The 14,254-nt window shown below is 71.4% G+C and carries 11 protein-coding genes; 5 read left to right on the forward strand and 6 right to left on the reverse strand.

Annotation, left to right across the window (positions count from 1 at the left end; genetic code table 11):
• Positions 1-7: 7 nt before the first annotated feature.
• Positions 8-1,186, reverse strand: a complete 1,179-nt coding sequence (locus ACTWNK_RS36530) for an ROK family transcriptional regulator (RefSeq protein WP_474309476.1) — start codon at positions 1,184-1,186, stop codon at positions 8-10.
• Between the two features lie 109 nt (positions 1,187-1,295).
• On the opposite strand from ACTWNK_RS36530, the gene ACTWNK_RS36535 reads away from it, so the two are divergent.
• The gene (locus ACTWNK_RS36535) at positions 1,296-2,360 is read left to right on the forward strand and encodes a sugar ABC transporter substrate-binding protein (RefSeq protein WP_474309477.1); all 1,065 of its coding nucleotides are present in this window, start codon (positions 1,296-1,298) and stop codon (positions 2,358-2,360) included.
• 124 nt (positions 2,361-2,484) lie between these two features.
• Positions 2,485-3,303 (forward strand): class I SAM-dependent methyltransferase, encoded by an 819-nt coding sequence (locus tag ACTWNK_RS36540; protein ID WP_474309478.1) that lies wholly within the window; start codon positions 2,485-2,487, stop codon positions 3,301-3,303.
• 497 nt (positions 3,304-3,800) lie between these two features.
• On the opposite strand, the gene serA is transcribed toward ACTWNK_RS36540, so the two are convergent.
• Entirely contained in the window at positions 3,801-5,390 is a 1,590-nt protein-coding gene (serA, locus tag ACTWNK_RS36545) for a phosphoglycerate dehydrogenase (protein WP_474309479.1), read from the reverse strand.
• 298 nt (positions 5,391-5,688) lie between these two features.
• Between serA and ACTWNK_RS36550 the strand changes: the two genes are divergently transcribed.
• Entirely contained in the window at positions 5,689-6,561 is an 873-nt protein-coding gene (locus ACTWNK_RS36550) for a hypothetical protein (RefSeq protein WP_474309480.1), read from the forward strand.
• A 41-nt stretch (positions 6,562-6,602) separates the two neighbouring features.
• Here the strand turns inward: ACTWNK_RS36550 and ACTWNK_RS36555 are convergent, their stop codons facing one another.
• From ACTWNK_RS36555 to ACTWNK_RS36565, 3 genes are read right to left on the reverse strand one after another with little or no spacing between them, the layout of a single operon-like run.
• The gene (locus ACTWNK_RS36555; protein ID WP_474309481.1) at positions 6,603-9,110 is read right to left on the reverse strand and encodes an FtsX-like permease family protein; all 2,508 of its coding nucleotides are present in this window, start codon (positions 9,108-9,110) and stop codon (positions 6,603-6,605) included.
• Positions 9,107-9,799, reverse strand: coding sequence for an ABC transporter ATP-binding protein (locus ACTWNK_RS36560; protein ID WP_474309482.1), 693 nt, complete (start codon positions 9,797-9,799; stop codon positions 9,107-9,109). The genes ACTWNK_RS36555 and ACTWNK_RS36560 overlap by 4 nt, the downstream gene beginning before the upstream one ends.
• Positions 9,796-10,308: a PadR family transcriptional regulator gene (locus ACTWNK_RS36565; protein ID WP_474309483.1), complete on the reverse strand. Its 513-nt coding sequence runs from the start codon at positions 10,306-10,308 to the stop codon at positions 9,796-9,798. Before ACTWNK_RS36565 ends, ACTWNK_RS36560 begins: the two co-directional genes overlap by 4 nt.
• A gap of 102 nt (positions 10,309-10,410) precedes the next feature.
• On the opposite strand from ACTWNK_RS36565, the gene ACTWNK_RS36570 reads away from it, so the two are divergent.
• On the forward strand, positions 10,411-10,968 hold the full coding sequence (locus ACTWNK_RS36570) for an FHA domain-containing protein (RefSeq protein WP_474309484.1): 558 nt from the start codon (positions 10,411-10,413) through the stop codon (positions 10,966-10,968).
• Positions 10,969-10,981: 13 nt separating this feature from the next.
• Here ACTWNK_RS36570 and ACTWNK_RS36575 read toward each other — a convergent pair whose 3' ends face one another.
• Complete coding sequence (locus ACTWNK_RS36575) at positions 10,982-12,325, reverse strand: MFS transporter (protein ID WP_474309485.1); 1,344 nt, start codon at positions 12,323-12,325, stop codon at positions 10,982-10,984.
• Positions 12,326-12,512: 187 nt separating this feature from the next.
• Here ACTWNK_RS36575 and dacB point away from each other — a divergent pair, with 187 nt between their 5' ends.
• Positions 12,513-14,072, forward strand: coding sequence for a D-alanyl-D-alanine carboxypeptidase/D-alanyl-D-alanine endopeptidase (gene dacB / locus ACTWNK_RS36580; RefSeq protein WP_474309486.1), 1,560 nt, complete (start codon positions 12,513-12,515; stop codon positions 14,070-14,072).
• Positions 14,073-14,254: the final 182 nt, after the last annotated feature.

Below are 14,254 nucleotides of genomic sequence, written 5' to 3' on the forward strand. Positions count from 1 at the left end.
GGCCGGGTCACCCCCTGCGACCCTCGAAGATGAGGTCCCAGGCCCTGGCCCTCGCTCTGGCGACCGCGCCCATCAGCACCCCGCTGTCGCCCAGCGCCGAGACCACCACCGCCGGGCGCAGCGGCCCGAGCTCCTCGATCCGCCCGCCGATCGCGGCCCCCAGCAGCTCGACATTGCGCCCGACGCCACCGGCGAGCACGATCACCTCGGGATCCAGCACGGCGGCCACCGCCACGATGAGCCCGCCGATGCGCCTCCCCTCGGCCGCCACGACCGACAGCGCGACGGCGTCCCCCACGGCCGCGGCGGCGAACACCTCCCTGGCGGTGCCCAGCTCCAGTCCGGCCGCCCTGGCCGCGCGCACGACGCCCGGCGCTCCGGTGACGGTCTCGGTCGAGCCGACGACCAGGTCGTGGTCGTGCGCGGAGGCGCCCGTCTCCTCGGGCACCGGCAGGTAGCACACCTCGCCGGCCGCTCCCCTGGCGCCGACGTACAGCTCGCCGTTGATGACGATGCCCATGCCGACGCCGGTGCCGACCGAGACGAGGGCGAAGTGCGACTTGCCCCTGCCCTCGCCGTGGACGTGCTCGGCGACGGCGGCGAGGTTGATGTCGTTCTCGATCGCGACCTCGACGCCGAGTGCGGCCCTCAGCCGGGCGTCGAGGCCGGGCAGGTCGGACTCGGGCACGGTGGGGGCGAAGCGCAACGCCCCGCCGATCGGGTCGTGCACGCCGGGACTGCCGATGACGGCGAAGCTGACGGCCGACCAGTCGAGCTCGGCCTCGGCCGCGGCCCCGATGGCCAGGTCGCGCACCCTGCGGACCAGGTCGGCCGCGCTGCGTGCGGTGTTGCGCCCGTCGCGCCGCCCGACGAAGCGGCCCTTGAGGTCGGCGACGGCCACCCTGATCCAGTCGCGCCCGATGTCGACGCCCGCGACGTGCACCGAACCCGCGTTGACGTCGTAGAGGGAGGTCACCGGGCCTGGCCTGCCCGACACCTCGCCGACGAGCCGCACCAGCCCGTCCTCCTCAAGACCGGCGAGCGCCGCCGAGACGGTCGGCTTGGACAGGCCGGTGATCTTGGCGAGGTCGCCGCGCGAGGCGGGGCCGTGCTCGTCGAGATGGCCGAGCAGGCGGCATTCGTTCATCACCCGCAACATCCGTGGACTGCCCGACTCGCCCCGCACGCCTGCCTCCCCCTGGTCCAGGGTCCAAGGCTAGCCAACACCTCTAATAGTAAATTACCTTTCTTACTAATGGCGGTCAGAGTCCGCGACGTCGAGAGGACAAAGTGCGATGCACCGATTATGGCGAGCCCTCCTCCTCGTGGTGGTCCTGGCGACCGCCACGGCGTGTGGGGGCGGCCCTGACACGAGCGCGCACCAGGGGCCGACGATCGCGTTCTTCCTTCCCGAAGCCAAGACCACGAGGTACGAGGCGCTCGACCGCCCGCTCTTCGTGGCCCGAGTCCGAGCGCTGTGCCCCCGATGCCGGGTCCTGTACAGCAACGCGCACCACGACGCGAGCAGGCAGCGGCAGCAGATCGAGCAGGCGCTGGCCGAGAACGCCGACGTGCTCGTACTCGACGCCGTCGAGGCCGGAGCCGTCGCCCCGCTGGTCGACGAGGCCAGGCAGCGCGGCATCCGGGTGATCGCCTACGACCGGCTGATCTCCGGCATCTCCTACGAGTACTACGTCTCCTTCGACAATCTCAGGGTCGGCGAACTGCAGGCCCAGTCCCTGCTCGACGCACTCGCCGAGACCGGCGCCAAAGGCGAGATCGTGATGATCAACGGCTCCCCCACCGACCCCAGCGCGGCCGAGAACAAGAGGGGCGCCCACCGCGTCCTGGACGGCAAGGTACGCATCGCCCGCGAGTTCGACACGCCCGACTGGAGCCCCGAGCGGGCCGGGCAGCAGATGGAGCAGGCGATCGCCGCCCTGGGCGAGGACCGCATCGTCGGGGTGCTCTCGGCCAACGACGCCATGGCGGGAGGCGCCGTCGCCGCGATGAAACGCGCGGGCTTCACCACCCTGCCGCCGATCACCGGCCAGGACGCCGAACTCGCCGCCGTGCAACGCGTCCTGATCGGCGAGCAGCACATGACCGTCTATCTCGACATCCGCGCTGCGGCCGGACAGGCGGCCGAACTCGCCGTGGCCCTGACCAGGAACGTCAATCCGCTCGCCCCCACCGCCGTCGAGAACGGCACCGTGGCCATCCCCGCCTTCCTGCTCGACCCGATCGCGGTGACCGCCGACGAGGTCAAGAAGACGATCGTCGCGGGTGGCCTGTACACCGTGAGCGACATCTGCACCCCCGCGGTCGCCGCCGCCTGCGAGCGGGCCGGTATCCGCTAGTCACCCGCCGCGACGGCACGCGGCCGACGGACGGCGCGGTCCAGGCGCTCGACGGGGTCCGCCTGGACCAGCGCATCTGCTTCTGAAGTTTCACAAACGCGTGAAGCCCGTGTACGTTGAAGTCATGCCAACCGAGAAGGTGACCTTCACCCAGGCACGCGAGACCCTCCTCGCCACCCTGTACGGCCGGGCGCTCGACCACAGGGCGAAGAACCCCATCCTGAACGACGCCTACGCCGAGCAGGCCGTACAGCGGATCGACTACGACTTCGCCAGGACCGGTATGAAGGCGGCGAGCGCGGTGTCGGTGGCGCTGCGGGCCAGGCACCTGGACGTGTGGGCCGCCGCCTACCTGGGCGAGCACCCCGACGTCACCGTGCTGCACCTGGGCTGCGGCCTGGACAGCCGCGTCTTCAGGCTCGCGCCGGGCCCCGGCGTGCGGTGGTACGACGTCGACTATCCCGATGTCGTCGAGCTGCGCGGACGCCTGTACCCGCCGGTGAGCGGGCACTACGAGATGATCGGCTCGTCGGTCACCGACGACGGCTGGCTGGAGCGCGTGCCCGCCGACCTGCCGGTGCTCGTCGTGGCCGAGGGCCTGACGATGTACCTGCACGAGGACGAGGGCAGGCGGCTGATCCGGAGGATCGTCGAGCGCTTCCCCTCGGGGCAGTTCGTCTTCGACGCCTTCGGCAAGGGCGGCATCCGGCTGCAGAAGGGCAACAAGCCGGTCCGGATGGCGGGCGCCACCCTGCACTGGGCCGTCGGCGGCGGGCGCGACCTGGAGTCGATCAGCCCGAGGCTGCGCTGCCTCGACGAGGTCAGCGCCTTCGCCGTGCCCGGCGGGCACCGGCTGCCACCCGGCTACCGGCTGGCCGTCGCCCTGCTCTCACTCGTGCCCGCGGCGCGGCGGCTGGCCGCCTTCTACCGGCTGCGGTTCTAGAAGCCGCGGTTCCAGAAGCCGCGGTTCCAGAAGCTGCGGTTGCGGAGGCCGCGGTTCTAGTCGCGGCCGGCCGGGGCGCCGCCGTTGTCGCGCCGGTCCAGCGCGGTCTGCAGGGCCTGGGCGGCCTCCTGCTCGTCGTCCTCGACGGTGTTCCACGAATACATCTCATACATGGCGTGACTCATCTCGCTTACACGGGCGTGCAGGTATGGAAACCCGGATTCCGGTCACGAACCCGGATCGGGCCTGCCCGACCTGGTCCGGATCACGGACGTCAGGCGGAAGAGGGACTGACCGGCCGACACCACGCCACACACCGCGGCGAGTGGTCGACCTGCCCTAACAGGCCCCGCCGCGGCAGGTAAGGAGTACGAGAACCTGGCGCATCACCTGCCAGAATACCTCGCCGTCTCGCCAATCGCTCCGCACATCCCACATCCTGAGACGAACGCAAAAGGGCGCAGCCATCGGCCACGCCCTTCCCCGTCGCCAGGACCTCAGTCGGTCAGGTCCACCGAGCGCCCGCTGTCGGCGCCGATCTCGGCCACGATCTGGTCGACGACATCGGCCGGGATCGAGGTGTCGACGGTCAGCGCGATGAGCGCCTTGCCGCCCTTGACGTCACGGGCCACCTGCATCGAGGCGATGTTGATGCCCTGCTCGCCGAGGATGCGGCCGACGATGCCGACCACGCCGGGCCTGTCGCTGTAGGCGAAGAAGGACAGGTGGTCGGTCGGCTCGATCTCCATCTCGTAGCCGTTGACCTCGACGATCTTCGTCACCTGGCGGGAGCCGGACAGCGTGCCCGACACCGAGACCGTGCGGCCGTCGGCCAGCACGCCGCGCACGGTGACGACATTGCGCCAGTCGGGGCTCTCGGAGCTGGTGACCAGCTCGACCGTCACGCCGCGGTCCTTGGCCAGCAGCGGCGCGTTGACATAGGTGACGGCGTCCTCGACGACATCGGTGAAGACGCCCTTGAGCGCCGCGAGCTCCAGCACGCGCACGTCGAGCTCGGCGATCTCGCCGCGTACCTCGATGTCGAGCTTGGTCGCGGTCTCGCCCGCCAGCGCGGTGAAGACACGGCCCAGCTTCTCCGCCAGCGGCAGACCGGGCTTGACGGCCTCGGCCACCGAGCCGCCCTGCACGTTGACGGCGTCGGGCACGAACTCGCCCGCAAGGGCCAGCTTCACACTGCGCGCGACCTGGGTGCCCGCCTTCTCCTGCGCCTCGTGCGTGGAGGCGCCGAGATGCGGGGTGACGACGACCTGGTCGAGCTCGAACAGCGGGCTGTCGGTGACGGGCTCCTTGGAGAACACGTCGAGACCGGCGCCCGCCACACGGCCCTCCTTGATGGCGGAGTAGAGCGCGTTCTCGTCGACGATGCCGCCACGGGCCACATTGATGATCCGGACCGACGGCTTGACCTCGTGCAGCTCCTTGTCGCCGAGCAGACCGATGGTCTCCTTGGACTTGGGCAGGTGCACGGTGATGAAGTCGGCGCTCTTGACGACCTCTTCGAGGCTGACCAGCTTGACGCCCATCTGCGCGGCGCGCGCCGGCTGCAGGTAGGGGTCGTAGGCGATGAGCTCGACGCCGAAGGGCTGCAGGCGCTGGGCGACGAGCTGGCCGATCTTGCCGAGGCCGAGGATGCCGACGACCTTCTCGTCGAGCTCGACGCCGGTGTACTTCGAGCGCTTCCACTCGCCCTGCTTGAGCGCGGCGTGACCCTGGGCCACGTTGCGGGCGCTGGCCAGGATGAGCGCGAGCGTGTGCTCGGCGGCGCTGGTGATGTTGGAGGTGGGCGCGTTGACGACCATCACACCGGCCTTGGTGGCCGCCTCGACGTCGACGTTGTCCAGGCCGACTCCGGCCCGGGCGACGACACGCAGCTTGGGCGCGGCGGCGATGGCCTCCGCGTCTACCTGCGTGGCGCTGCGCACGATGAGCGCGTCCACATCGGCGAGCGCGGGCAGAAGCTGGGAGCGGTCGGCGCCGTCGGTGTGACGGACTTCGAAGTCCGCGCCGAGAACGGCCAGACCGGCCTCGGACAGCTCCTCTGCGACCAGGACGACGGGCTTGTTCACAGGTGGATCCTTAGGGGCATGCGGGCGGGCTCGCGGGGACGCCAGCGGCCCCACGGGGATCGGTCCGAGTCTATCCGCGCTTGTGAACGTGTTCACGAGGACCCCGGCATCCGAGACGTTTCTCATACGCCCAGGGCCTGTTCGACGTGCTCGGCGGGCGGGTGTGACGCCTGTGGCGGGTGGGCGCTCATACCCACCGAGGCAGAACTCATCCACACTGCACCCATCTTTGTCTTGATCGGGAGATTTATTCGCTATTAGCCTGATAAGCCGTGGGCCACTACCTATCGTTCGTCATATGAGCATCGGGAACCCCGCTCTCGCCGACGTGCTCGTCCAGCACGGCTCCCCGCACCGCCTGCTGGCAGCGCTCGCCGATGGGGGAATCCTGGTCGCCGTGCGACCCGACCGCTCGGTCGTGCTCGGCACGACGCAAGCCGGTGATCGCGTCCTGCTCGGCTACACCGGACCGCAGACCTATGCGCGGCACCGGGGCAGCCACTCGTTGTCGGTGTGCGACGCCGACACCATCCTCGACATCCAGCGCGTGACCGGTGTGCGAGAGATCGTCATCGACGCGGCCGGACCGGCGGCGGCAGCCGTACCCATCGAGGATCTGCAGAGGTTCCTGCTCTCGACGCGGACGGGGCCCACGCCGGTCCTGTCGGGCGCCGGGCCGACGGCGTACGCGACGGGTGCGATGGCCACGGTCTCGCGGCCCGGCACCGTGGTGCGCGGCGCGCCCGCCGCCCTGCCCGCGCCCGCCGTCGAGGCGCCGCCCTCGCACGCGTGGATCCCGGCGCCGAGGCCGCATCTGTCGGGGCCCATGCAGCAGGTCGATCCCGGGTACCGGCGGTGCGGTCATCCGATTCTTCCGGCGTTGCGGCAGGCGATCGCGCAGCTCCTCGTGGACTTCCCGCTGGTGCATCACGTGTGGATCTCCGAGGCGCGGACCGCTTCGGGCGCGCCCGGGATCATGCTGCACGTCAAGGTGCACATGTCGGCCGCCGAGGACGTCGTACGCGACCTGCATCGAGGGGTACGCGCCCGGCTGCCGCAACTGGCGGCCAGCGAGGCCCCGATCCTGATGGCCAGGGTCGCCGACGCCCGCAGCGAGCGCCGGATGATCGAACTCGGCGCCCACGTGGTGTGCGCCGACGTCACCGACTGACGCGGGACGGCCTTGGCGGACAGCTCCGCCAAGGCCCGCTCTCACGTGCCCGCCCTCCAGGCCGGTGCCGCGCCGGACCGCGTGAACAGGCCCGCGACGAGCGCCGCGAGCAGCGGCAGCCCGGCGACGAGCGCGAGCAGCAAGGGCCACGGCAGCGACCAGGGCACCTCGGGCCAGGAGACGGACCTCGCCCCCTGTCTCGTCAGCCCCCATGTGGACCCGGTGACGACCCCCGCGAGCGCACCGGCGAGCCCGCCAAGTCCGGCGATGAAGGCGGCCTGCCCGGCGACGATCCTCCTGCCGAGACCGGGCGCGGCGCCGACCGCCGCCATCGCGGCCAGGTCCGGCCGCAGGTCGGCGGCGGCGAGCCCGGTGGCCGCGAGCGTTCCGCCGAGCACGAGCACGAGCGCGGCCACCGCCAGCAGCCACAGGAACACGGCGGTGTTGTCGTCGTAGTCGCGGGCGACGTACACGTCGGCGCTGGGATGCACCACACGCAGGGCGGGCACCAGGCGCCTCTCCTGCTCCCTGCTGAGCACGCGCACTCCGCCGTCGACGTACAGCCTGCGGGTGTCGACCACGAGTCCGGCCGCCCTGATCGGGCCCGCGGGCAGCACGGCGACGGCGTTCCGGGACTGCGCGGGGGCCGCGGTGACGGCGGGCAGCCGGATCTCCCGCCGCGGGTGCGGGGTCATCTTGTAGGGGGTGGTGACGAGGGTGATGTACCCGTTCTGGACCAGACCTGGCTGCAGCACGACCGCCTTGCCCTCGGCCAGCGCCTTGGCCGCCCGGGGGTCGGACCTGCCCTGGACGAGGCGCAGCAGCCGCTCTCCGCCCACCGGAAGGTCGTCGGACAGGACCCCGAAGTAGCCTCGTTCGAGGTCGAACCCCAGGCCGAGTGTGTTTCCCGCCCGGTCGCGCGGCTGACCACCCTCCACGGTCGCGACGCCGGGCAGCTCCCGTGCCAGCATCGCGCGCAGCCGTGCCCACTGCTGCTCGTCGAGGCCGCGACCGCTGATCACCGAGGTGCCGATCGGCAGGCTCGTCCTGTGGCTCGCGGCCAGGCCCGTGTACTCGATGTTGAACGTGACCGCGAGCGTGACGACGGCGGCGGCCGAGGTCATCACCGCCGAGACCGCCAGCGCCGTACGCCCTCTGTGCCTGACGGCGTCCCGCACGGCCAGGCGCAGCGCCGGAGGCAACCTCCACGCGGGCCTGCCCGCCGCCTCGACCAGCCTGGGAGCGAGAGCGGCCAGCCCGATCTGCAGCAGCACCAGCGCGGCGAGCACCAGCGGCGCCGCCCCCGACCGCAACGCCGGCGCGCACATCAGCACCCCCGCGACGACCAGCAGCACCCCCACCGGCCCCGCCGCCCTCCCCACCGGCCCGCGCCGCGCCTCACGCCCGGGCGCCAGCGCGTCCAGAACCGGCTGCCCCGAAGCCTGTACGGCGGGCAGCACCGCGGCGAGCAGCCCGCTGAACACGCCGAGCGCGGCGACCCCGAGCACCGCGCCCCACGGCACCGCGAGCGGCCCGACCGTGTCGCTCAGCGACGACCCGACCGACTGCAGGGCGAGAACGGGGACGAGCAGTCCCACGGCCAGGCCGAGCACGGACGCGAGAACGCCGAGCACCAGCCCTTCGGCCAGCACGATCGTGCGCAGGTGCCACGGCGAGCCGCCCTGCACGGCGACGAGGGCCAGCTCGGCCCGCCTGCGCCGCAGCCCCACCGCGAAGGCAGGCCCGGCCATCAGCACCACCTGCAGCACGGCGATCACCGTGCCCAGCCAGACGAGAGCGGCCTCCTGCGACATGCCGTCCTCGTGCGACGGCACGGCCGGCGAAGGGTCGAGTACCACGGCCCTGGACAGCACGCTCAGACCGGCCGAGTTGAGCCGCCGCACGTCCTGCTGGGTGACGGGCGTCGCGGTGGCGGCGAGCCAGCCGGGCCTGAACACCTCGCTCCGGGCGGTCAGCACGGCCCCCGGCAGTGCGACGACCTCGGGCACGCGACGCCGGTAGTCGTGGGTGACCAGGCCGACCACGGCGTACGGCCTGGCCGCCCCCACGACCGTGAGGACGTCGCCCACGGCCAGCCCGGTGCGGCCCGCGACGACGACCTCGCCGGTCGAGGCGGGCAGGCGGCCCGCGTCCAGGCGGTAGGTGCCCCGGGTGAGCGGGTCGCGCAGGTCCTGCCCGTATGCGTTCCACCGGGCGTGACCCGAGGCCGTGCGCACGGCGATGTGCCCCTCGTCCGCCGGGATGAGCCTCGTGCCCGGCCCGAGCAGTGCCCGGATCTCCTGCGGGTCCACCCGTGCGGCCGGTCGGGCGTCGCCGCCCGACTCGGCAGGGTAGATCTTGGCCGAGGCCGTGCCCAGATCGCCGGTGAGCTGCTCCTGCGGCGTCGTGTCGATGCTGAAGGCCAGCGTCAGCATCGCGGCGAACACCGCCACGGGCAGCCCGATCATCGTCACGATGAGCGCACTGCGTCCTTTGGAGCGCAGGCTGTGCCGCGCGGCGATCCGCATCGCCGCGCGCAGGGCGCTCATGTCAGGCTCGCGGCCGGCGCGGAGGTCGAGTCGGCGATCAGGCCGTCGCGCAGGAACACCACGCGATCGGCCCACCCCGCGTACCTGGGCTCGTGGGTGACCAGCAGGACGACGGCGCCCTCGTCGCACCTGGCGCGTAACAGGCGCAGGATCTCGTCCCCGGTGGCCGAGTCGAGCGCCCCGGTGGGCTCGTCGGCCAGGATCAGGCGGCGCTCGCCGACCAGCGACCTGGCGATGGCCACCCGCTGGCGCTGCCCGCCCGACAGCTCGTCGGGGAAGCGCGCGGCGGCGTCGGCGAGGCCGACCTCGGCGAGCACCTTGACGGCCTCGGCCCTGGCCTGCCCGGCCCGCACGCCGTCGAGCTCGCGCGGCAGCATGACGTTCTCGACGGCGGTCAGCGAGGGGATCAGGTTGAGGTCCTGGAAGACGTAGCCGACGTGCCGCCTGCGCAGCGCGGCCAGGTCCTTCACACCCGCGAGGTCCACGCCCTCGACCTCCACCCGGCCCGACGTGGGCCGGTCCAGCCCGCCCGCGAGGTTGAGCAGGGTGGACTTGCCCGAGCCCGACGGGCCCATGACCGCCACCAGCTCGCCCGCCCCCGCTTCGAGGCTGACCCCCTTGAGCGCGCGCACCTCGGCCGCGCCTTCCCCGTGGACCCTGGCCACGTCAGTCAACCTCACCACGGTCATGGGTTCATCTCCTTGAGTACGGCTTCGCAGTGGTCCAGCCAGCGCTGCTCGGCCTCGGCCTGGAAGATCATGGAATCGAGCACGAGCCGCTGGGCGAGGCCGGTGCCGCTCGCGCGTTTGGCCCTCGTCAGCTCTTGCAGGGTGCGCATGGTGGCGGTCCGCTGCGCCTGGACGACGCCGGGCACGTCGACGTCGAGGGCCTCGACGGCCATCGCCAGCTTGATGACGAGTTCGTCCCGGGGCCGGTCGGACTGGGCGACGGGGGTGCCGAACCATCGCGCCAGCTCCTCCCGCCCGGCCCCGGTGATCGTGTAGGCGACCCTGCCCTGCTCGTCGGCCGTACCCGCGGCCACGAGTGCGTCGCGCTCCATGCGCGAGAGCGTCGTGTAGACCTGGCCGATGTTGAGCGGCCAGGTCGCCCCTGTGGACGCCTCGAACGCGGTGCGCAACTGATAGCCATAGCGTGGTCCGCGGCTCAGCAGGGCGAGCAGACCGTGGCGGATCGACATAGATACTGAGTATGCATACTCAGTATGCCCACGGCAAGCGCGACATCCCTCCCGAGTCGTTCCTGTGGACAGCGGGTCAGGTTCGGACCGATACTCGGGAACATGAGCTCGACGCATCCCCCCTTTCGCGCGTCCGACGGGGACCGCGATCGCGCGATCGACGAGCTCCGCGACCGCGTCGTCGAGGGGCGGATGTCGCACGACACCTTTCTCGGCCGCGTCGACCAGGCCCTGCGTGCCCGCAACCGCGAGGAGCTCGACGAACTCGTCGCCGACCTGCCGCCCCGGCGCACCCTTCGCCACCGGCTGACCGAGGCCGTGTCCTCGGTCTCCGACCTGACCACCCGGCTGCAGTCGGCCTGGCGCAAGCCGCGGCTGCCCCGCCTGGCCCTGCCCAACGACAGCAGGCTGCGTTATGTCGTCGGCAGGGGCTCGGCCTGCGACCTCGTCCTGTCCGACCTGACGGTCTCGCGGGTGCATGCCGAGCTGCGCCGCGAGGACGACGGCGGCTGGATGCTCGTCGACCTGGGCTCGCTCAACGGCACACGGCTCAACGGCTGGCGACTGGTCGGCCCGGCGAAGGTGCGCTCGGGCGACGAGATCTCCTTCGGCGACTGCGGCTTCCTCGTCAGCTCGCCGCAGCCGCCCGCCCTGGCCTGACCGCTCCCCGCCCTCAGCCGACCACCTCCCTGGTCAGCCGGTAGCGCAACGTCAGCACGACCGCCACCAGGGCGAACAGCGCCGGCATCAGCGTGCCGCCCAGCAGCATGGCCTGGATCGCGCCTTCGCTCTGCTCCACCCTGGTGCTCGCGTCCGACTCGACGAAGCCGGCTCCGCCCAGGATCCAGCTGAGGACCAGGGCGCCGAAAGCGAACACGATCGTCTCGGCGGCCGTCCACAGGCCCGTGAACACCCCGGCCCTGCGCTTGCCCGTCGAGGCCGCGTCGTGCGCGATGACATCGGCCATCATCGAGAACTGCAGCAGCTGGATCCCCGCGTACCCGATGCCGACCACGAGCAGGCACAGGTGCGCCCAGAGCGAGCCGAGCTGCACGGTGAAGGCCATGCCGACCGCGCCCGTCCCGAACAGCGCCGAGGCCAGCACCATCGCCCCGCGCTTGTCCAGCCGCCCGGCCAGCCACACCCACAGCGGCATCGTCGCCAGGATCGGCCCGACCAGGCAGGCGAACAGCGTGGTCGTCGCGGCCGGATCACCGATCGTGTAGGTCGCGAAGTACGGCGCTCCGGCGAGCATCGTGCCGGCGGCGAACATCTGCGCGCAGCTCAGGCCGAGCAGGACCAGGAAGTGGGGGTTGGTCCTGGCCACGGCGAGCTGCGCCCTGATCGAGGGCTCGGCCTCGGTCCTGCCGACCACGGGCGCGCGTGCGGTGCCGAAGAAGGTGCCCAGCATCGACAGCAGCAGCACCAGCGCGACGGCCACCCCCATCACCCGGTAGCCGTCGAGACGGCCGAGCGCCGGGCTGTTGGCGATCAGCGGGGCGACCGCGCCGGAGAGCAGGATGGCGCAGCCCAGGAAGATCATGCGCCACTGCAGCAACGAGGAGCGCTCGTGGTAGTCCTCGGTCATCTCCGGCGGCATCGCCTTATAGGGCACCTCGAAGAAGGCATAGGCGGTGGCGGTCAGGAAGAAGCAGAACCCGACGTACACGGCGGCGGGCACCCCGGTGAGCGGCGGTCCGGCGAACGTCGCGGCGAACGTCACCGGCAGCGTCAGCGCGCCCAGCAACAGCCACGGCCTGCGCGCCCCCCAGCGCGAGAGCGTGCGGTCGGAGCGCATCCCGACATACGGATTGATGAACAGGTCCCAGACCTTGGGCAGGAACACCACGAGCCCCGCCAGCCACGCGGGTACGGCCAGCACATTGGTCATGTAGAAGAGCAGCAGAAGGCCGGGGACGGTGTTGAAGGTGCCGGTGCAGAAGGAGCCGATCCCGTACCCGATGCGGACTCCGCGCGGCACGGTGGCGACGACGGAGGGGGACGCCGGTGTGACCATGGCCACAGTACAGCCGACCAACCGCCCGGTCGGTAGCCCCAAAGGACGACAAATCCCGATAAAGCATGCGCTTGCTCCTCCCGGCCCAAGCCACAAACGGCCAAAGATACGAAGATTTGCGGATTACAGGGAGCATGCAGCGATCTGATGATCATCGTCAGCATCCGGAACGCATCTTGGAGATGTCATGCGGCGCACCACCGCCTCCCTCGTCACGGGCGCACTCCTGGCGGCCCTCGCATGGGCCTCGAACCCGACCACGCCCGCCAACGCCGCCGACCCCGCGGCGGGCGTGGCCGATCTGACCAAGGACCTCGACCAGATCCTCGACGACCCCCGCCTCGACATCGCCAGGTCGGGCGTCGTCGTCAGGAGCGCGGCCACCGGCGAGCAGCTCTACGGCGCCGACGGGGCCAAGCTGTTCGTCCCCGCCTCCAACGCCAAGCTCTTCACCTCCACCGCCGCCGTCGAGACGCTCGGCCTCGACTACCGCTTCAGCACCACCGTGCTCGGCGCAGGCAAGAAGGCGGGCTCGGCCTACGCGGGCGACCTGGTGCTGCGCGGCACCGGCGACCCGACCCTGCTCGCCGCCGACTTCGACAGACTGGCCGCCGACGTCGCGACCAAGGGCGTCAAGGTCGTCACCGGCAGGCTGATCGCCGACGACACCTGGTTCGACGCGGTGCGGCTCGGCAACGACTGGGCGTGGGACGACGAGCCGTACTACTACTCGGCGCCGATCTCCGCCCTGACCGCCTCGCCCGACACCGACTACGACGCGGGCACGGTGATCGTCACCGTGACTCCCGGCGCCGCGCCCGGCAAGGCGCCCAAGGTCACGACGACTCCCGAGACCGACGTGCTGACGATCGTGAACAGGGCCACGACCGGCGCCGGGACCGACGTGCTCGTCGAACGGCAGCACGCCACCGACACGGTGCTCATCACCGGCACCGTGTCGGAGGAGTACAGCGAGTGGGTCACGGTGAGCGATCCGACGGCCTACGCCGCCTCGCTGCTGCGCAAGGCGCTCGCCAAGCGCGGCGTCAAGATCCTCGGGCCGACCACGCGCGGCGCGACGCCCTCCGGCGCGCAGGAGCTCGCGGTCAGGCGATCGATGCCGCTGAGCGAGCTGCTCATCCCGTTCATGAAGCTCAGCAACAACATGCATGCCGAGATCCTCACCAAGGCCATGGGCCGCAAGGTCGCGGGCGCGGGCACGTGGGCGGCCGGGCTCAAGGTCGTCGACGACTTCGCCAGGGCCAACGGCGTCAGGACGCTGAACATGCGCGACGGCTCCGGCCTGTCCCGGCGCGACGGCGTCACGGCCGGCGACACCACCCTGCTGCTGGGCGCCGTGCGCACCAAGCCGTGGTACCCGGCCTGGTACGCCTCGCTGCCGGTTGCCGGCCATCCGGACCGGCTGGTCGGCGGCACCCTGCGCAGCCGGATGACCGGCACGCCTGCGGCCGGCAATCTGCGGGCCAAGACCGGCTCGCTGACCGGGGTGAGCGCCATGTCCGGCTATGTCACCAGTGCCGATGGCGAGCCGCTGGTGTTCTCCATCCTGCTCAACTCCTATCTGTCCGGAGCGCCCAGGGATCTGGAGAACGCGATCGGCGTGCGGCTGGCGAGGTTCTCCCGGAGCACGCCCGTCGACGTCGCCCCGGTCGCGCCGCTGCGGTCGGCCGAGCCCGGCCGGGCAGGGGAGCTGGAGTGCTCCTGGCTGAAGCCGGTCTCCTGCTGACCCGGGGTCGCCGCCCCCTGACATCCGGGACGACAAACTGACAACCAACTCCACAAATGAGCGCCGCTTCCACTTGGGAGCGGCGCTCTTTTTTCGCGGGCACAGATCGGGAAGACGCGCAGGTAGGACGCCAGGTTTACCGGGAAATGTTACGAATGAGACACATGGTGCTCCAGATTTAG

The organism is Nonomuraea sp. IBHARD001, assembly GCF_056106265.1.

Excerpts from the sequence above, each read along its gene's own strand:
- ACTWNK_RS36535 (WP_474309477.1), top strand. The coding sequence starts at position 1,296 with ATGCACCGATTATGGCGAGCCCTCCTCCTCGTGGTGGTCCTGGCGACC.
- ACTWNK_RS36540 (WP_474309478.1), top strand. The coding sequence starts at position 2,485 with ATGCCAACCGAGAAGGTGACCTTCACCCAGGCACGCGAGACCCTCCTC.
- ACTWNK_RS36550 (WP_474309480.1), top strand. The coding sequence starts at position 5,689 with ATGAGCATCGGGAACCCCGCTCTCGCCGACGTGCTCGTCCAGCACGGC.
- ACTWNK_RS36555 (WP_474309481.1), bottom strand. The coding sequence starts at position 9,110 with ATGAGCGCCCTGCGCGCGGCGATGCGGATCGCCGCGCGGCACAGCCTG.
- ACTWNK_RS36560 (WP_474309482.1), bottom strand. The coding sequence starts at position 9,799 with ATGACCGTGGTGAGGTTGACTGACGTGGCCAGGGTCCACGGGGAAGGC.
- ACTWNK_RS36565 (WP_474309483.1), bottom strand. The coding sequence starts at position 10,308 with ATGTCGATCCGCCACGGTCTGCTCGCCCTGCTGAGCCGCGGACCACGC.
- ACTWNK_RS36570 (WP_474309484.1), top strand. The coding sequence starts at position 10,411 with ATGAGCTCGACGCATCCCCCCTTTCGCGCGTCCGACGGGGACCGCGAT.
- ACTWNK_RS36575 (WP_474309485.1), bottom strand. The coding sequence starts at position 12,325 with ATGGTCACACCGGCGTCCCCCTCCGTCGTCGCCACCGTGCCGCGCGGA.
- dacB (WP_474309486.1), top strand. The coding sequence starts at position 12,513 with ATGCGGCGCACCACCGCCTCCCTCGTCACGGGCGCACTCCTGGCGGCC.